This window comes from Variovorax sp. GW821-FHT09B05, from assembly GCF_059418265.1.
Window position 1 is genome coordinate 1 of record NZ_JBWKPN010000016.1, and the last position, 17,151, is coordinate 17,151.

General features: G+C 72.4%; 14 protein-coding genes. 4 read left to right on the plus strand and 10 right to left on the minus strand.

Annotated elements, in window-relative coordinates:
• Positions 1-134 precede the first annotated feature (134 nt).
• Positions 135-1,226, minus strand: coding sequence for an iron-sulfur cluster carrier protein ApbC (apbC, locus tag AC07RM_RS31815; protein WP_296778871.1), 1,092 nt, complete (start codon positions 1,224-1,226; stop codon positions 135-137).
• 76 nt (positions 1,227-1,302) lie between these two features.
• Here apbC and AC07RM_RS31820 point away from each other — a divergent pair, with 76 nt between their 5' ends.
• Positions 1,303-2,520 carry a patatin-like phospholipase family protein gene (locus AC07RM_RS31820; protein ID WP_495337033.1) on the plus strand — a complete coding sequence of 406 codons (1,218 nt, stop codon included), beginning with the start codon at positions 1,303-1,305 and terminating at the stop codon, positions 2,518-2,520.
• Between the two features lie 11 nt (positions 2,521-2,531).
• Here AC07RM_RS31820 and AC07RM_RS31825 read toward each other — a convergent pair whose 3' ends face one another.
• The 5 genes from AC07RM_RS31825 to AC07RM_RS31845 all read right to left on the minus strand — a co-directional run bounded on the left by AC07RM_RS31825 (position 2,532) and on the right by AC07RM_RS31845 (position 6,144).
• The gene (locus tag AC07RM_RS31825) at positions 2,532-3,212 is read right to left on the minus strand and encodes a YceH family protein (RefSeq protein WP_495337034.1); all 681 of its coding nucleotides are present in this window, start codon (positions 3,210-3,212) and stop codon (positions 2,532-2,534) included.
• 31 nt (positions 3,213-3,243) lie between these two features.
• Positions 3,244-3,972, minus strand: coding sequence for a phosphodiester glycosidase family protein (locus tag AC07RM_RS31830; protein ID WP_495337035.1), 729 nt, complete (start codon positions 3,970-3,972; stop codon positions 3,244-3,246).
• A gap of 27 nt (positions 3,973-3,999) precedes the next feature.
• A complete protein-coding gene (locus tag AC07RM_RS31835) occupies positions 4,000-5,031 on the minus strand; it encodes an isocitrate/isopropylmalate dehydrogenase family protein (protein WP_093340921.1) in 1,032 nt (343 codons plus the stop codon).
• 112 nt (positions 5,032-5,143) lie between these two features.
• The gene (locus tag AC07RM_RS31840; protein ID WP_495337036.1) at positions 5,144-5,509 is read right to left on the minus strand and encodes a DUF4180 domain-containing protein; all 366 of its coding nucleotides are present in this window, start codon (positions 5,507-5,509) and stop codon (positions 5,144-5,146) included.
• Positions 5,506-6,144 carry an LbetaH domain-containing protein gene (locus AC07RM_RS31845; RefSeq protein ID WP_495337037.1) on the minus strand — a complete coding sequence of 213 codons (639 nt, stop codon included), beginning with the start codon at positions 6,142-6,144 and terminating at the stop codon, positions 5,506-5,508. Before AC07RM_RS31845 ends, AC07RM_RS31840 begins: the two co-directional genes overlap by 4 nt.
• 109 nt (positions 6,145-6,253) lie before the next feature.
• Here AC07RM_RS31845 and metG point away from each other — a divergent pair, with 109 nt between their 5' ends.
• Both metG and AC07RM_RS31855 read left to right on the plus strand, forming a co-directional pair.
• A complete protein-coding gene (gene metG / locus AC07RM_RS31850) occupies positions 6,254-8,350 on the plus strand; it encodes a methionine--tRNA ligase (RefSeq protein ID WP_495337038.1) in 2,097 nt (698 codons plus the stop codon).
• Positions 8,351-8,379: 29 nt separating this feature from the next.
• Positions 8,380-8,598: a hypothetical protein gene (locus tag AC07RM_RS31855; RefSeq protein WP_281077628.1), complete on the plus strand. Its 219-nt coding sequence runs from the start codon at positions 8,380-8,382 to the stop codon at positions 8,596-8,598.
• 19 nt (positions 8,599-8,617) lie between these two features.
• Here AC07RM_RS31855 and AC07RM_RS31860 read toward each other — a convergent pair whose 3' ends face one another.
• Positions 8,618-9,370, minus strand: a complete 753-nt coding sequence (locus AC07RM_RS31860; protein ID WP_495337040.1) for a response regulator transcription factor — start codon at positions 9,368-9,370, stop codon at positions 8,618-8,620.
• A 142-nt stretch (positions 9,371-9,512) separates the two neighbouring features.
• Here AC07RM_RS31860 and AC07RM_RS31865 point away from each other — a divergent pair, with 142 nt between their 5' ends.
• The gene (locus AC07RM_RS31865; RefSeq protein WP_495337041.1) at positions 9,513-10,946 is read left to right on the plus strand and encodes an amidase; all 1,434 of its coding nucleotides are present in this window, start codon (positions 9,513-9,515) and stop codon (positions 10,944-10,946) included.
• A 4-nt stretch (positions 10,947-10,950) separates the two neighbouring features.
• Here AC07RM_RS31865 and AC07RM_RS31870 read toward each other — a convergent pair whose 3' ends face one another.
• From AC07RM_RS31870 to AC07RM_RS31880, 3 genes are all read right to left on the minus strand, one after another.
• The gene (locus AC07RM_RS31870) at positions 10,951-14,484 is read right to left on the minus strand and encodes an autotransporter outer membrane beta-barrel domain-containing protein (protein ID WP_495337042.1); all 3,534 of its coding nucleotides are present in this window, start codon (positions 14,482-14,484) and stop codon (positions 10,951-10,953) included.
• Between the two features lie 131 nt (positions 14,485-14,615).
• Positions 14,616-16,433: a sensor histidine kinase gene (locus AC07RM_RS31875; protein WP_495337043.1), complete on the minus strand. Its 1,818-nt coding sequence runs from the start codon at positions 16,431-16,433 to the stop codon at positions 14,616-14,618.
• Positions 16,433-17,149: a response regulator gene (locus AC07RM_RS31880; protein ID WP_208510524.1), complete on the minus strand. Its 717-nt coding sequence runs from the start codon at positions 17,147-17,149 to the stop codon at positions 16,433-16,435. The genes AC07RM_RS31875 and AC07RM_RS31880 overlap by 1 nt, the downstream gene beginning before the upstream one ends.
• Between the last annotated feature and the right edge of the window lie 2 nt (positions 17,150-17,151).

Sequence of the window (17,151 nt, forward strand, 5' to 3'; positions counted from 1 at the left end):
CCCGCAGCGAAATAAAGGAGGAGGCCGAAGGCCGGGGGACATTCGCGGAGGGGAGTACCCCGTCGGCGTGAGCCCGCTCCCAACCGTACCTCCGGCAGCAAGAAGCGCAACTGATCGACCCCCCGAATCCCATCCTAGGTACTCTTGCTGACCGTGATCGTCGGAAACTTCGCCGAGAAATCCTTGGCCTTCTCGGCGATACCCACCGCCACCTGCAGCGCCACGGCGCGGTAGAGCCCGGCGATCTCGCCCTCGGGATCGGCCACCACCGTGGGCTTGCCGCTGTCGGCCTGCAACCGGATGTCGATCGACAAGGGCAGCGCGCCCAGGTAGGCCATGCCGTTCTGCTCGGCCAGCTTCTTGCCGCCATCGGCGCCGAAGATGTGTTCGACATGGCCGCAGTTCGAGCACACGTGCACCGCCATGTTCTCGACCAGGCCGAGGATCGGCACGCCGACCTTCTCGAACATCTTGATGCCCTTCTTGGCGTCGAGCAGCGCGATGTCCTGTGGCGTGGTCACGATCACCGCGCCGGTCATCGGCACGCGCTGGCTCAGCGTGAGCTGGATGTCGCCGGTGCCCGGGGGCATGTCGACGATCAGGTAGTCGAGGTCCTTCCAGTTGGTCTGGCGCAGCAGCTGCTCGAGCGCCTGCGTGGCCATCGGGCCGCGCCAGATCATGGCCTGGTCGGCGTCGACCAGGAAGCCGATCGACATCACCTGCACGCCGTGGTTCTCCAGCGGCTCCATGGTCTTGTTGTCGGTGCTCTCGGGGCGGCCCTCGATACCCATCATCATGGGCTGGCTCGGGCCGTAGATGTCGGCGTCGAGCAGGCCCACGCGCGCGCCCTCGGCCGCCAGCGCCAGCGCCAGGTTGGCCGCGGTGGTGCTCTTGCCCACGCCGCCCTTGCCCGAGGCCACGGCCACGATGTTCTTCACGTTGGGCATCAGCTGCACGCCGCGCTGCACCGCGTGGCTGATGACCTTGGTCGTGATGTTGACCGACACGTTGTCCACGCCCGGCACCGTCTTGGCCGCGGCCACCAGCGCCTTGCGCAGCGCCGCGTGCTGGCTCTTCGCGGGATAGCCGAGCTCGATGTCGAAGGACACGTCGCCCTCCGATATTTGCAGGTTCTTGAGCGCGCGGGTGGACACGAAGTCCTTGCCGGTGTTGGGGTCTGCGACGCTCTGGAGGGCGTTCGAGATCGCCTCGGGGGTGATGGCCATTGATCTAACTCCTGGAAGGCGGGTAGTCTAGTGCGCCCCGTCGGGGCCGACTCCCAACGCTTCGAATAACCGAAAAATGCCAGAGACAAGCCCCGCGACGACCGGCCTGCTGCTCACCGGCGGCGGCGCCCGCGCCGCCTACCAGGTGGGGGTGCTGCAGGCCATCGCCGAGATCCGGCGCGCGGCCGGCGCCGCCGGTGGCGGCAACCCCTTCCCGGTCATCACCGGCACCTCGGCCGGCGCCATCAACGCGGCCGTGCTGGCCTGCGGCGCCGACGACTTCGATGCCGTGGTGGCCCACATCGCGCAGTTCTGGGGCGAGTTTCGCGCCGGCCAGGTCTACCGCGCCGACTCGCTCTCGGTCATCGGCAGCGGCGCGCGCTGGCGCATGCTGCTGGGCCTGGGGCGCTTCGCGGCCAACTGGATGCGCGTGAAGCCGCGCTCGCTGCTCGACAACACGCCGCTGTCGGAGATGCTCGAGCGCATGGTGCCGCTGGACCGCCTGCCGAAACTGATGCAGCAGGGCCACCTGCAGGCGCTGGCGGTCACGGCCTCGAGCTACAGCTCGGGCGAGCACGTGACCTTCTTCGAATCGGGCACGCCGATGGAGCCCTGGGTGCGCTCGCAGCGGCTGTCGGTGGGCTGCCGCATCTCGCACGCCCACCTGCTGGCCTCGGCCGCGATCCCCTTCGTGTTCCCGGCCACGGCGCTGCCGATGGAGGGCCACACCGAGTACTTCGGCGACGGCTCGATGCGCCAGTCGGCCCCGATCGCCGCGGCCATCCACCTGGGCGCGCAGCGCATCGTGGTGATCGGCGCGGGCCGCATGCACGAGCCGCGCGAGGCGCCCGCGCCCAACACCCACAGCGGCTATCCGACCATGGCGCAGATCGCGGGCCATGCGCTGTCGAGCATCTTCCTCGACGCGCTCGCGGTCGACATCGAGCGCCTGCGCCGCATCAACCACACGCTGGGCCTGATCCCCGAGGAGGCGCGCGCCGCGAGCGCGCTGCGCCCGATCGACCTGCTGGTGATCTCGCCCTCGGAGCGCCTCGACGTGATCGCCGCGCGCCACGTCGACGCCCTGCCCGGCGCCGTGCGCCACCTGCTCGGCGGCTCGCAGGTCGCGGCCGACGTCAAGGGCGGCGCGCTCGCGAGCTACCTGCTGTTCGAGTCGGGCTACACGCGCGAGCTGATAGCGCTCGGGCATGCCGATGCGATGCGGCAGCGCGAGGAGGTGCTGCGCTTCTTCGGTTGGGAGGAGGCGAGGCAGCCGGAGTCGACGGCGGCCTGAGCGCCGGCCGTTCAGCCCGCGTCGGAAATCCCGAGCTCCGAGCACACCCGCCCGAGCAGCGCCTTGAGCTGCGCCACCTCGGTCTCGAGCCGCGCCACGTTGGCCTTGAGCGCCGCCACCTCGCCCAGCGAGACATCGTGCGCGGCGCGCGGCGCCTCGTAGCCGCCCGCGGGTGCGACCTCCTCGGCCGGCGTGCCGCTCAGCAAGTGCGCCCAGCGGCTCTCGCGCGCGCCGGGCAGGCGTGCGAGCTTCACCACCAGCGCGCCGGCCGAACGCTCGGACAGCTCGTCGAGGAAGCCCTCGACCGAGGAGATGTCGGCGAAGTTGTGCATGCGGTCGCAGGCGATGCGCAGTTCGCCCGCGGTCTGCGGGCCGCGCAGCATCAGCACCGTGAGCAGGATCACCGACTGCGAGGGAATGCGCAGCACGCGGTCGATGTTGTGCTCGTAGCGCCAGGCGCGGCCGCCGCTGGTCTCGGCCACCAGGCTGTAGCCCTTGAGGCTGTCGATCGCGGCCTGCACCTGCGACTCGCTGAGCTCGAGCACCGGGTTGCGGCTGGTCTTCTGGTTGCAGCCCGACACCAGCGCGTTGAGCGTCAGCGGATAGCTGTCGGGCACGGTGCGCTGCTTTTCGGCCAGCACGCCGAGGACGCGGGTTTCGACTAGGGACAGGACAGGCAGCGCAGTGGTCATGGCTCGGCAGGAAAACGAAGGGGAACGGGATTCAGGGCGAAACGACCGCGAGTATGGGCCCCAGCTCGCGCACGAAGTCGCTGCGCCCGAGCGCGGTCGAATGCAGGGCCGAGACGGTGCCGTCGAGATAGAGCGCGTCGCGGCAGTGCAGCACGTCGCGGAAGTAGAGCGCGAACTCGTGGAAGTTCACGGGCGTCTCGCTGAGCACGAAGATCGCCGTGTGGCCCGACACGCCGACGCCGTTGCGGATCTTGCGCGAGGGCGAGTCGACGATGAACGAGCGATGCACCGCGCCATGGCGCAGCAGCAGCGGGCCCGACTGGGTGGCGATCGACAGCCCGCGCAGCCGCGGCGCGAGCGCCGGGTATTCCGACGACTCGATCACGCGCGGCCCCTCGTCCGAGACCAGGAACACGCCGTTGGGCCGGAGGAAGAAATTGCCGGTGCCGGCCTCGAGGTTGAGCGGCGACTCCTCGCGGCCCTCGCGCACCAGCAGGCCCACGGGCGCGAAGTCGGCGTGGTACATGCCGGCATTCACCGCGAAGTCGAGCCGGCGCCCGCGCTCGGCCAGCCAGGCCTGCAGCCGGTCGAAGCGCTTGAAGGCGATGCCGCTGTCGTCGTTGAGGAACAGCGAGAGCCGGTCCTTGCGCAGGTCGACGCGCACCACCGTGTAGCGCGCCGGCTCGGCGCGTGCCGACGCGGCCAGGCCCAGCACGAGCCCCGCCACCAGCATCGACAGCCACAGCAGGCGCCTGGGCATCGGGATCGTCGGCCGGCGCGCGCGGCCTCAGGCGTTCTGGATGCGCGCCACCAGCGCCTTGGTGAAGGCCTCGGTGCCGGCGCTGCCGCCCAGGTCGCCGGTGCGCACCTGGTCGATGTTGAGCGTGTCGTCGATGGCCTGGCGCAGGCGCGTGGCGAGCTCGGGCAGCTTGCAGTGATCGAGCATCAGCGCGGCCGCCAGCATCAGCGCGATCGGGTTCGCGATGCCCTTGCCCGCGATGTCGGGCGCCGAGCCGTGCACGGCCTCGAAGATCGCGGCATTGGTGCCGATGTTGGCGCCGGGTGCCATGCCCAGGCCGCCGACCAGGCCCGCCACCAGGTCCGACAGGATGTCGCCGAACAGGTTGGTGGTGACCAGCATGTCGAACTGCCAGGGGTTGAGCACCAGCTTCATCGCGCAGGCGTCGATGATGACCGTGTCGAGCTCGAACTGGCCCTTGTACTTCTTCTCGTAGAGGTCCAGGCCGGTCTCGAGGAAGATGCCCGTGAGCGCCTTCATGATGTTGGCCTTGTGCACGATCGTGACCTTCTTGCGGCCGGTGGCCACGGCGGTCTGGAACGCGTACTCGAGGATGCGGCGGCTGCCCTGGCGCGTGTTGATGCCGGTGGCCATGGCCACGGCATGCGGGTCGCCGTCGATCGGCACGTAGTGCTCGTGGCCGATGTACAGGCCCTCGAGGTTCTCGCGCACCACCATCAGGTCGATCTTGTCGAAGCGCCCGCCCGGGATGATGGTGCGCGCCGGGCGCAGGTTGGCGTAGAGCTCGAACTCCTCGCGCAGCCGGACGTTCGACGAGCGGTAGCCGCCGCCCGAGGGCGTCTCGAGCGGGCCCTTGAGCGCGAGCCGGGTGCGGCGGATGCTGTCGAGCGTGGCCGCGGGCAGCGGGTCGCCCGAGGCCTTGACGCCGCCCAGGCCGGCGATCTGGCGGTCCCACTCGAAGGGCGCCTTCAGCGCGTCGAGCGCGGCCAGCGTGGCGTCGACGATCTCGGGGCCGATGCCGTCGCCGGGAATCAGGGTTGCGGGAATGGGGGTGGTCATGAGGGGCGCCCTTGGTCGAGGAATGGGGAGTCGCGGCCGCCGGGGCGCGCGGAGGCCGAAGAATAACGCCGGGCCCATGGCACCGCCTTGACGAGGCCCGGCGCCGCGAGGGTCATTCGCGGGCCAGCCAGGCCAGCGCCTCCTCGCGGCTGTCGAGGAAACGGCAATAGCGGCCCTGGCGGGCCTCGCGCAGGTATTCGGCGAAGCGCTCGCCATGGTCGGCCGCGGGCGACACCACCACGGCCGCGCGCAGGCGGTAGGTCTGAAGCTTCTCGAGGAATTCGCCCGCGAAGCGGGTGCGCAGCGCGAAGAAGGCCGGCGGCAGCACGGCCTCGTCGAGCAGCACGCGGTCGGTGTCGTGCTCGAAGCAGGCGCCGACCACGTCGGTGGCCTCGCGGGCATCGGTCAGCGGATGGGTCCATTCGACGATGCGCGCCGGGCCGTGGACCAGCAGCAGGTGACGGGCGGACGCGTTCATGGCGCGATCTCCTGGTCGAGCAGCGACGCCCGCGCCACGACCCGCCCCGGCGCCAGCAGCGCGCCCGGCGCGATCACCGCGTTGGCGCCGATGCGCGCGCCATCGCCGACCAGGGCGCCGAACTTCTCGCAACCGGTGGGCCGCAGCGTGCCGTCCGCGCCGCGCACCAGGATCTCCTTGGCGGCGCGCTCGTTGCGGTGGTTGCAGACGATGCTGCCGGCCTCCAGGTTGACGCCCGCGCCCAGCACCGAATCGCCGACGAAGTTGAAGTGCGCGAGCGCGGTGCCCGCGAACACGAAGGAGGACTTGAGCTCGGCGCCCGGCCCGATGCTGCAGCGTGCATCGAGCCAGTTGCCGCCGCGCAAGTAGGCACCCGCGGCGATGAAGCAGCCCGGCCCCACGATCAGTGGGCCCTTGAGCACGGCGCCGGGCTCGACGGTGGCGCTGCGGTGCACGGCCACTTCGCCGTCGATGGCGTAGTCGGCGGCCGGCAGCGCCGCCAGCAGCCGGCGCACGATGGCCGGCGCCTGCGGCGGCAGCGCCCAGGGCGCCAGCGCGGCCCAGGGTGCGAGCGGCGAGGCGGCCAGGGTGGCGATGTGGCCCTGGAGAAGATCGGAGTCGGCGGGGTGCGGCATGGGGTCGATGCTGCCATCGAACCCGCCGGAACGCGGCGCCACCTAAAATGCCCGGTTCTCCCGCTGCGTCGCTTCCGACGCTCCCGCAACTCCGAAAGCGCCTCCCCCGATGTCCGCCCCGCGCAAGCTCTTCGTCACCACCGCCCTGCCGTACGCCAACGGCAAGTTCCACATCGGCCACATGATGGAGTACATCCAGGCCGACATCTGGGTGCGGAACCAGCGAATGAACGGTGCCGACGTCAACTTCGTCTGCGCCGACGACGCGCACGGCGCGGCGATCACCATCGCGGCCGACAAGGCCGGCGTGACGCCGCAGGCCTTCGTGGCCGAGATCGCCGCGGGCCGCAAGCAGTACCTCGACGGCTACCACATCGCCTTCGACAACTGGCACTCGACCGACGGCCCCGAGAACCACCAGCTGGCGCAGGACATCTACCGCGACCTGCGCGCCAACGGCCTGATCAGCACCAAGAGCGTCGAACAGTTCTACGACCCCGAGAAGGGCATGTTCCTGGCCGACCGCTTCATCAAGGGCGAGTGCCCGAATTGCCACTCGAAGGACCAGTACGGCGACAACTGCGAGGTCTGCGGCGCGGTCTACGCCCCCACCGAGCTGATCAACCCCTACTCGGCGCTGTCGGGCGCCAAGCCCGAGCTGCGCAGTTCCGAGCACTTCTTCTTCAAGCTGTCGGACCCGCGCTGCGAGGCCTACCTCAAGGAATGGACCGCCGCGCCCGGCCACGTGCAGCCCGAGGTGCAGAACAAGATCCGCGAGTGGCTCTACAAGGACGACGAGGGCAAGGGCGGCCTCGGCGACTGGGACATCAGCCGCGACGCGCCCTACTTCGGCATCGAGATCCCCGATGCGCCGGGCAAGTACTTCTACGTCTGGCTCGACGCGCCCGTGGGCTACCTGGCCTCGCTGAAGAACCTGCTCGACAAGCGCTGCATCGAGCTGGGCGGCGACGGCATCTCGTACACCGAGTACATGGCCGACCCCGAGCTTGAGCAGGTGCACTTCATCGGCAAGGACATCATCACCTTCCACACGCTGTTCTGGCCCGCGATGCTGCACTTCAGCGGCCGCAAGGCGCCCGACGCGGTCTACGTGCACGGCCACCTGACGGTGAGCGGCGAGAAGATGAGCAAGAGCCGCGGCACCGGCATCGACCCGCTCAGGTACCTGTCGCTCGGCCTCAACGCCGAATGGCTGCGCTACTACATCGCGGCCAAGCTCAACGGCCGCAACGAGGACATCGACTTCAACCCCGAGGACTTCGTCGCGCGCGTCAACAGCGACCTGGTGGGCAAGTACATCAACATCGCGAGCCGCGCGGCCGGCTTCGTCGGCAAGCGCTTCGGCGGCAAGCTCGGCGAGGTGTCGGCCGATGGCGACGCGCTGCTGTTCGCGCTGCGCGAGGCGGCCGGCGAGGTCCATGCGCTCTACGACGGCCGCGACTACGCACGCGCGCTGCGCGAGGTGATGGCGCTGGCCGACAAGGTCAACGAGTACGTCGACCAGAACAAGCCCTGGGAACTGGCCAAGAAGGAAGGTGCCGAGGCGCGGCTGCACGACGTGTGCACGGTCTGCATCGAGGCCTTCCGCCTGCTCACGCTGTACCTCAAGCCGGTGCTGCCGGCGCTGGCCGCGAACGTCGAGGCCTTCCTCGGGATCGCGCCGCTCGCCTGGACCGATGCCGCGCAGGCGCTGCCCGCAGGCCATGCGATCAGCGAGTACAAGCACCTGATGCAGCGTGCCGACGCCAAGGTGGTCGACCAGCTGTTCGACGCGCCCGAGCCGGTGGCGGCCCCCGCCGCCGAACCCGCGGCGGATGCGCTGCCCGGCGGCGAGGCCATCGCGCCCACCATAGGCATCGACGACTTCGTGAAGATCGACCTGCGCATCGCGAAGATCGTGGCTTGCGAGAAGGTCGAGGGCTCGACCAAGCTGCTGCGCCTCACGCTCGACGCCGGCGAAGGCAAGACCCGCAACGTGTTCAGCGGGATCGCCTCGGCCTACCAGCCCGAGCAACTCGTGGGCAAGCTCACGGTGCTGGTCGCGAACCTCGCGCCGCGCAAGATGAAGTTCGGCATCAGCGAAGGCATGGTGCTCGCCGCCAGCCACGCCGACGAGAAGGCCCAGCCGGGCATCCACGTGCTCGAGCCCTGGCCCGGCGCCACGCCCGGCATGCGCGTGCGCTGAATCCCGCGTTCTCCCGAAGAGGTCCCACCATGACGACACCGCTGCCGATGTTCTTTCGCGCCACCCTCGCGGCGGCGCTGCTGGCCATGCTCGGCGGCTGCGCGGTGGTCTCGGTGGCGAGCACCGCGGTCAGCGTGACCGCGGGCGCCGTGGGCCTCGCGGCCGACGCGGCGATCGGCACCGCGCGCATCACCGGCAAGGCGGTGGGCGCGGCGGCCGATGCGGTGATTCCCGACGGCGACAAGTAGATGGGCGCGGCGTTCGGGCCTATGCGGCCTGCGCGCCCACCAGCCGCGCCATCTGCACCTTGCTCGTGACGCCCAGCTTGGCATAGACCTGCCGCAGGTGATGGCGCACCGTGGCCGGCGAACTGCCGAGCGTGCGCGCCACCATCTTGTAGCTCTGCCCCTGCGCGAACAGCCGCGCCACCTCGGCCTCGCGGCGGCTCAGCAGCGTGAGGGCGGCCGGCACCGCCATCGGCGCCTCGTGCAATCCCAGCCCCTGCACCAGCACCAGGTGCGGCATCAGCAGCTCGACCAGCGCCTGCGCGCGCGCCCCGAGGCCGGCCGCCTCGCGGCTGTAGAGCGACAGGTGCATCCACCACGGCGACCCGGGCGCGGGCACGATCACGCTGAGCGCCTGGCCGATGCCATGGTCGGCCGCGAAGGCGCGCATCGAGGCCACGGGCGGCAGCTCGTGCGCGGCCAGCGCGACGCCATGGCCGGGCTGCGCCATCGCGGCCGGCACCACGGGATCGATGTGCCGCACGCGGCACCAGTCGTTCACGAAATCGGGCGCCAGGCCGCGCGTGTGGCCGCCCTGCGGCCGCAGGGTGCCGGACTCGAACAGCGAGCGGCCGAACCAGGCGCCGTCGAAGGCGATGTGGCGCGCCAGCCAGTCGAGCAGCGCGCCCGCGCCCAGCCGCTCGGGCTCGGCGGCCAGCGGATAGAGGCCGAGCAGCATCGCACCGAGCTGTTCGGCGGGAACGCCCGACACCGACGGAAAAGCCTGCTGCGCCATGCGGCGCGATCTTAGGCGCGCCCCGTCCGCGCGGGGCGCGGAGATTCCCGCATCGTTCATCTGAACGACTGCCGCGACAAGCCACGCCCACCTACGCTGCAGGCGGCCTTTCACTCCAACGAAGACACAGGACCCCGCCGCCATGCATCTCGCCGACTACAGCCGCCTCGACGCCACCGCGCTCGCCGACGCCATCCGCCGCAAGGAGACCACCGCCGCCGAGGCGCAGCGCTGCGCGCGCGAGGCCGCGGCCGCGCTGAATCCGCGGCTCAACGCCATCATCGAGCTGTTCGACGCGCCGCTCGCGCACGAGGCGCAGGGTCCGTTCGGCGGCGTGCCCTTCCTCATCAAGGACCTGGTGCTGCAGGCCGAGGGCGTGCGCTGCCAGGCCGGCAGCCGGCTGTTCGGCCCGGGCCTGCCCGCGCCCGCCGACAGCGCGCTGATGGCGCGCTTCCGCCGCGCCGGCTTCGCCACGCTGGGGCGCACGCACACGCCCGAGTTCGGCTTCAACGCCACCACCGAGAGCGCCTTCGGCGGCGCCACGCGCAACCCCTGGAACCCGGCGCACAGCACGGGCGGCTCCAGCGGCGGCTCGGCCGCGGCGGTGGCCGCGGGCATCGTGCCGGTCGCGCATGCCAACGACGGCGGCGGCTCGATCCGCATCCCGGCCGCGGCCTGCGGCCTGGTCGGGCTCAAGCCCAGCCGCGGCCGCGTCAGCGCGGGCCCGGGCTACGGCCTGCCGCTGATGGGGCTGGGCATCGAGGGCGTGGTGTGCCGCACGGTGCGCGATGCCGCCGGCGCGCTCGACGCGATGCACGGCCCCGAGCTCGGCGATCCCTTCCTGATGGCGCCGCCCGCGCAGCCCTATGCGCAGGCCATCGGCGCGCCGCCGCGCCGGTTGCGCGTTGCGGTCACGACGCAGTTCCCGGGCACGCAGCCGGCCGCGCGCGCCTGCGTCGAGGCGGTCGAGGCCACGGCGGCGGTGCTCGCCGACCTGGGCCACGTCGTGGAATGGGCCACGCCCGCCTATGCGCACGAGGCCTTCCTCGCGGCCACGCGCACCTTCTGGTCCTCGTTCCTCGCGGCCGGCGTGGCGGGCGTGGCGCAGGCGCTGCAGATCACCGTCGACCAGGCGCTGGCGCAGGTGCAGGCCTGCACGCGCGCCACCGCCGAGCACGGGCTGCGCCTGAGCGCGCTCGACCTGGAACTGGCGCTGATGCAGATGAACGCGGTGTCGCGCGAGGTCGCGCCCTTCTTCGCGCGGCACGACATCCTGCTCTCGCCCACGATGCGCACCCCGCCCGTGGCGCTGGGCGTGCTCGACCAGGACGACGCCACGCGCGACGCGCAGGGCTTCTTCGACCACCTGTTCGACTACGCCGCCTGCACCCCGCTGGCCAACCTCACGGGCCAGCCCGCGATCTCGCTGCCGCTGGCGATGGCCGGCGACCTGCCGATCGGCGTGCAGTGCATGGCGCCGATGGGCGACGAGGCCACGCTGCCGCAGCTCGCCGCGCAGCTCGAGCAGGCGATGCCCTGGTCGGCGCGGCGGCCGGCGCTGCACGCGGCGGCCTGAGTCCTCACCAGCGCATGTTGACCCCGGCGCTCGCCTGCACCGAAGCGCGCGAGCGCAGGCCGCCGCCGAGCGCGAAGCGGCGGCCCAGTTCACCGTAGACGCTGACCGCGGGCCCGAGGCGCCACGAGAAACCGCCCGCGAGCTCGGCCGCGCTGCCGCTGGCGCCGCTCGCGATGTCGGTGGACGCGGCCGGGCCCGCGAAGCGCGCGATGTCGGCGCCCGCGGCCATCCGGTAGAGGTTGATCCGGCCATAGGGCTCGACCACGCCCTCGCCCGCGGCGATGCGGCCCTTCAGCCGCAGGCCGGCGCGCGCCATCCAGCCGTTGGCGCTGTCCTGCGACACCACCGCGGCCGGGATCAGCGCCTCGTCGATGGAGCGGCTCTGGTGGATCAGCTGCAGCTGCGGCTCGAGCGCCCAGCCCGCGCCGAGCTCGAAGGATTGGCCGATCTCGAACGAGGCCACGGTGCTGCGCCCCTTGCCCTCGATCGGCAGCGCGGCCAGCGGCTGCGCCGTGTAGTCGTGGCGGCCGAACTGCAGCACCGCGTCGGCATAGAAGCCGCCGGGCTCGGCAAAGGTGGCATAGCCGCCGAGGTAGCGGCTGCGCAGGTCGGTGCGGCCGACCGCGCCCCACAGGCCGCTCGCGAAGCCCTGCACGTCGGCCTTGCCCTCGAGCTGGCCCACGTAGACGCCGGCACGCCATGCGGTGCCGGCCCAGAGGTCGGTGCCGGCCTGGAAGCCGCTCAGGTGCATCTCGCTGCGCGGATCGACCGCGCCGCGCTGCGCCAGCGTCGGGTCGGCCACGATGACCCGGCCCCAGGCGCGGCGCATGGGCGGGCCGTCGCCGGCGGCCTGCGGCGCGCCGCTGCGCTGGTGCAGGTTCGACAGCATCGTGAGGTCGCTCTCGCGCAATTGCGCGGGCAGCGCGGCGAGCATCGGCACCTGCACGCGGTAAGCCGGGCGCTCGACCGGTGCGGGGGCTGGCGGCAGCGTCGGCGGGGGCGCGGGTGGCTGGGGGTTGCCGCCGCCGGACGAGGGCGGCGCGGGAGGCGGAGGGGGCGGCGGTGGCGTCACTCCCACGCTCGAGCGCAGGTACCAGTTCTCGCCCAGCCCCTGCGCATCGGCCGCGTGCAGCCGGTATTCGAAAGCGCCCGCGTCCACGTGGGTGCCCACGAGCGCGAAGGCGTCGCGCGTGGTCTGCGCGGTGGTGGTGGCGCCGTTGATCGCGCTCACGACCTCGATGCCGTCGCCGGTGGTCAGCGCGCCCAGGCCGCCGAGGTTGACGATCTGCACCTGGGTGCGGCCCGTGACGCTGGCGGCGGCATTGGCGCGCAGGCCGGTCGCGGTGGCGCTCACGGTGCCGGCCTTCAGGGCGCGGGTCTCCTCGCGGCCGCCGCCGTCGATCACCAGCCGGTCGCTGAGGCTGCCGCTGTCGCCGAGCCGGGTGCCCAGGCGCAAGGTGCCGTCCTGCCCGACATAGGGCCCGCGCACGGTCAGCCGCGTGCCGGGCTCGGTACCGACCAGCGACACCGTGCCCGCCACCGTGAGGCCGGCCACGGTCTGGTCGTGGCCCGCGAGGTCGAGCGTGCCGCCGCGGCGCACGTCGTGGTGCGAGGCCTGGCTCAGCGTGTGGGCGCGGCCCGCGCGCAGCACGCCCTCGTCGACCGCGGTGATGCCGCTGTGGTCGTTGCGGCCCGCGAGCACCAGCGTGCCGGGGCCGGTCTTGAGGATGCCGCCCGAGCCCTCGATGCCCACGTTGAAGGTGGCGGTGACGCCCGCGTCGACGCGCACCGGCGCTTCGTCCAGCCGCGGCACCAGCCGCCCGGGCAGCGAGCCCTCGGCATGCGTGCCTTCCTCGAGCCGGTAGCCGTCGCTGCGGAACTGCATGCCCTTGAAGTCGAGCAGGCCGTCGATGGTGACCGCGCCCGCGCGGCCCTGGAAAATCGCCATGTTGCCGTTCCAGGCCTCCGCGTTGCGCCCCGCGATGTCGGTCCATTGCGGCTCGAGGTAGCGCCAGCTGCCGTCGCCGCCCGCGACCACGCCGTCGCCGGCCGTTCCGCCGCCGTCCCAGAACTGGTTGGTGCCGACCGCGCCGCCGCTGACCTCCAGCTCCACGGTCGAGCCGCGCACGTGCACCGCGTGCGTGAAGCCCGTGGGCATGGTGCCGAGCTCGAGGCCGTTGTCGGCGATGCTGCCGTCGACCCGCATCAGGGTCTGCACGCCGTTGCCATAGCCCACGCGCTCGCTGACGTCGAGGTTGCCGTCGAGCGTGAGGTTGCCGGCCACCGTGACGAGGTCGCCCGCGCCCGGCACGCCCGGCGTGCCGAGGTCGTAGTGCAGCCGGCTGCCGGGATCGAGCGCGAGGTCGCCGAGCACGGCGAAGGTGCCCACGCCGCCGTCGCCGGGTGCCAGCGTGCCGCCCGCGCGCACGGTGGCCGCCTTCACCTGTCCGAGGCCGCCCAGCGTGGCGCCGCCGGCCACCTCGACCGTGCTGCGCGGCAGCGCGCCGTTGACCAGCAGCGTGCCGCCGAGCACGCGCGTGCGGCCGTCGGTGTCGTGCGCGCCGCCGAGCGCCAGGGTGCCGGCGTTCTCCTTGTCGATCGCGATGCTGCCGCCGATGGCGCCGTCGTAGGCCACGCGGCCCGGGCCGCGGTCGAACACGACGCGGCCGAAGCCCGAGAGGTTGCCGGTGATGGACCCGGCGTTCGCGCCGTCGCCCACGCGCAGCGTGCTGCCCAGCACGATGTCGCCGCTCTGGGTGTTGTCGCCGGTCAGCGTGACCGGGCTCGAGACCTCGAACCGGCCCGGGCCGGAGATCGCCGCGCCCAGCACCAGCGGCGCCGTGCCGGCGCGCGAGATGGCGAGCGTCGAGCCCGGCGTGGCGAGCACGATGCGCTCGGCCACCAGCGCGTCGACCGGGGTCTCGCCGATCACCAGCACATGGCCGTCGGCCGTGCCCGCCTGCCCGATCTGCAGCGTGCCCGCGCTCACGCGCGCGCCCTCGTCGAGTTGCATCATCCCGGTGCCGCTGCGGCCGATCTGCAGCTCGCCGGCGACGTTGAGCGCGCTGCCCGCGCCGCTCAGCGACACCGTGTTCTCGGTGCCGCCGCCGCCCTGCGAGACGAAGCGCGCGGCATTCACGATGCCGCCGCTGCCGATGCGCAGCAGGGTCTGCACGTCGCGGCCGTCGCTGCTGCCGAGGTTGAACAGGCCCGTGTCGAGCCGGCCCGCGCCCTCCACCACCATCAGCGTGCCGTTGGAGGCATCGACCGAGGCCGCGCTGGCCGGGCCCGAGACGATGCCGACGACGGTGCCGGGCACCAGGTTCACGGTCACGGCCGTGCCGGCGCCCGGCACGCCCGCGCTCCAGTTGGCGGCGTTGAACCAGTCGGCGCGCGCCATGTCGGCATAGGGCGGCGCGGAGGTCCACGCGCTCTGCGCGACGGCGCGCGGCAAGGCGGACGCGCACACCAGGCCGGCGACGGCGGCGGCGATCAGGGTCGGCGTGAAGACGGCACGCGGCCGAAGAACAGGTGTCATGGCGAGGAGGCGCGAAGGGGTGGAACGACCCGTGCGCGCGGGGCCTGGCGGGCCTGTGCGATGCGCAGCGGGGGCTGCGTTCGAATCTAGGAAAACGGGGCGCGCGGCGCGCCCCATAAAGATGGCGGTTCCTACGCGAGCGGCAGCCGCAGCACCACGCGCGTGCCGGGCTCGGCCTTCTCGATGCGCAGCTCGACGCCGGCCTGCGCGGCGCGCTGCCGCATGGAGCGCAGGCCGTTGCCGCGCGCCTCGCCGAGGCCGCAGCCGTCGTCGCGCAGCACGATCTCGATGGCATCGCCACCGACCGTCGTGCTGACCGCCGCGCTGACCGCGAGCACGCGTGCGCGCGCATGCTGCAGCACGTTCGAGATCGCCTCCAGCAGCATGTACTGCAGGTGCCGCGTGGCCTCGTCGGAATCGCAGCGCCAGCGCGGCAGGTTCGCCACCGACCAGTCGAGCGCGAGCCCCGCGGCCTCGATGCGCGGCTGCAGCCGGAAGCGCATGCTCGCGAGCAGCGCGTTGGCGTCGCCGGCCGGCAGGTTGATGGCATCGATCGACAGCCGCAGCTGGTCGAGCGATTCGCGCAGGGTCTGCATCACCTCCGACTTGGTGGCCACGCCGCGCTCGAGCTGCAGCATGGCGGTGATCAGGTGCGCGCCGGCGCCGTCGTGCATGTCGCGCAGGATGCGGGCGCGCTCGGCCGCGACCGCGCTCGCATGCTCGAGCCGGCGCAGCTCGGCATGCTTGTCGGCCAGCTCGGCCTCGCGCAGGCGGATGCGGTCCTCGAGCGACAGGTGCAACTGGCGCAGTTCCTCGCGCGTGCGCTGGAAGCGGATGCCCACGATGGCGAGGATCGCGAGGCTCACCAGCACGGCCGCGAACTTGGTCCAGCCGGCCTCGTCGAAGCGCTCGACCAAAAGCCGCGCGATCACGCTGTCGCGCACCAGCGCGACCCAGCCCGCGACCAGGATCAGCAGCATCCAGGCGCGCTCGCCGGCCCGCTGGCGCCAGGTCTCCCAGCCCAGCCGCAGCGACAGCGCCAGCCAGCCGGCCACCAGCAGCAGGATCCAGCCGAGCACCCAGTTCTGCGTCTGCTGCAGCGTGCCGAGCGCCAGCGCCACCGGGCCCAGGCCCAGCACGCCCCAGACCAGCCATTGCTCGCGCCGCGGCCGGCCGTGCCAGACCTCCCGGATCACGAGGTAGGTGGCGATGTGGCCGAGCCAGAACACCGCAAGCACCACCTTGAACCAGCTCGGCCAGGCGAGCAGGCCCTCCTCCCACCAGGTGGCGGCGATGCGCAGGCTCCACAGCGCCTCGCACAACGCGGCCCAGCCGTAGACGGCCTCGCGCTGCTGCGCCCACAGCATCAGGCAGAACACCGCCACCAGCAGGCTGAACAGCGTGATCACGCGCGGCAGGGTGACGTGGCGCCATTCGAGCGCGTCCCACTGCGGCTGCAGCAGGCGCTCGGCGCCCAGGCGCACCGGCGCGATGCCGGCGCGGCGCGAGGGATCGGCGCGCACCGCGATCTCGAGCAGGTTCTCGCCGTCGCGCAGCAGCGAGGGCGGCACGCGCAGCCACAGCGGGCGGCGGTTCGACCAGCCGTCGTTGATCTGCTCGAGCTTGCCGGCGGCCGCGATCACCTGGCCGTTGAGCTTCACGCGGTAGGCGTTGCCGATGCGGCTAACGAGCAGCGCCTGCGGCTCGTCGGCATGGCCCGCGGGCGCGGCGAAGCGGATGCGCACCTGGGCCCAGCCGACGGCGCGCGGCCAGTGGGCGTCCCAGTGCAGCGGCAGCGTGACCTCGGCCGGCGGCGGCGAAGGGCGGCCGACGAAGCGCAGCTGCAGTTCGCCGCGGTCGAGCGCGAGCACCTCGCTGGCGGCCCCCGCCGCGCCGGGCGCCAGCAACGCGGCGACCAGCGCGAGGACGACAAGCAGCAGGCGGCGCATCAGCCCAGCATGCGCCCCAGCAGCCCCATGCGGCTGGCCTCGAACACGGCCTCGCCGCGCGAATGCACCGCGAGCTTGCTGTAGAGGTTCTTGATGTGGCCCTGCACCGTGTGCTTGGTCACGCCCTGCAGGCGCGCGATCTCGCCGTACGAGTAGCCGCGCGAGATCAGCTCCAGCACCTCGGTCTCGCGCGGGGTCAGCATCATGGCGGCGGCCGGGTCGGGCGCGGCCGATGCGGCGGGCTTCGCCTCGCCGCCGCGCACGTGCAGCAGCAGCTTGCGCGCGATCATCGGCGAGATCGGCGAGGCGCCGTGCTTGATGTCGACGATCACCTGCGCGATGTCGGCCGGCGAGGAGTCCTTCTGGATGTAGCCCACCGCGCCCGCGCGCACGCAGTCGAGCACCGTGTCCTCGTCGCCGAAGACCGAGACCACCAGCACCTCGCAGGCCGGCTGGCTGCGCACCACCTGGCGCAGCAGCTCGAGCGCGTGGCCATCGGGCAGCGCGAGGTCGGTCAACAGGATGTCGGCCTGGTGGCTGTCGAACCAGGCCACGGCCTCGGCCATCAGGCCCAGCGAGGCGACCAGCTCGAGCTCGGGATGGGCGGCGATGCAGGCCTCGAAGAAGTGCCGGACCTCGGCATCGTCCTCGAGCAATGCGACGCGCCAGCGCAGCGCGGAGGTGGAAGCGGCGGGGATGGCGGCGGCGTCGGGCATGG

Excerpts from the sequence above, each read along its gene's own strand:
- AC07RM_RS31875 (WP_495337043.1), bottom strand. The coding sequence starts at position 16,433 with ATGCGCCGCCTGCTGCTTGTCGTCCTCGCGCTGGTCGCCGCGTTGCTG.
- metG (WP_495337038.1), top strand. The coding sequence starts at position 6,254 with ATGTCCGCCCCGCGCAAGCTCTTCGTCACCACCGCCCTGCCGTACGCC.
- AC07RM_RS31835 (WP_093340921.1), bottom strand. The coding sequence starts at position 5,031 with ATGACCACCCCCATTCCCGCAACCCTGATTCCCGGCGACGGCATCGGC.
- apbC (WP_296778871.1), bottom strand. The coding sequence starts at position 1,226 with ATGGCCATCACCCCCGAGGCGATCTCGAACGCCCTCCAGAGCGTCGCA.
- AC07RM_RS31855 (WP_281077628.1), top strand. The coding sequence starts at position 8,380 with ATGACGACACCGCTGCCGATGTTCTTTCGCGCCACCCTCGCGGCGGCG.
- AC07RM_RS31845 (WP_495337037.1), bottom strand. The coding sequence starts at position 6,144 with ATGCCGCACCCCGCCGACTCCGATCTTCTCCAGGGCCACATCGCCACC.
- AC07RM_RS31830 (WP_495337035.1), bottom strand. The coding sequence starts at position 3,972 with ATGCCCAGGCGCCTGCTGTGGCTGTCGATGCTGGTGGCGGGGCTCGTG.
- AC07RM_RS31825 (WP_495337034.1), bottom strand. The coding sequence starts at position 3,212 with ATGACCACTGCGCTGCCTGTCCTGTCCCTAGTCGAAACCCGCGTCCTC.
- AC07RM_RS31820 (WP_495337033.1), top strand. The coding sequence starts at position 1,303 with ATGCCAGAGACAAGCCCCGCGACGACCGGCCTGCTGCTCACCGGCGGC.
- AC07RM_RS31870 (WP_495337042.1), bottom strand. The coding sequence starts at position 14,484 with ATGACACCTGTTCTTCGGCCGCGTGCCGTCTTCACGCCGACCCTGATC.
- AC07RM_RS31860 (WP_495337040.1), bottom strand. The coding sequence starts at position 9,370 with ATGGCGCAGCAGGCTTTTCCGTCGGTGTCGGGCGTTCCCGCCGAACAG.
- AC07RM_RS31865 (WP_495337041.1), top strand. The coding sequence starts at position 9,513 with ATGCATCTCGCCGACTACAGCCGCCTCGACGCCACCGCGCTCGCCGAC.
- AC07RM_RS31880 (WP_208510524.1), bottom strand. The coding sequence starts at position 17,149 with ATGCCCGACGCCGCCGCCATCCCCGCCGCTTCCACCTCCGCGCTGCGC.
- AC07RM_RS31840 (WP_495337036.1), bottom strand. The coding sequence starts at position 5,509 with ATGAACGCGTCCGCCCGTCACCTGCTGCTGGTCCACGGCCCGGCGCGC.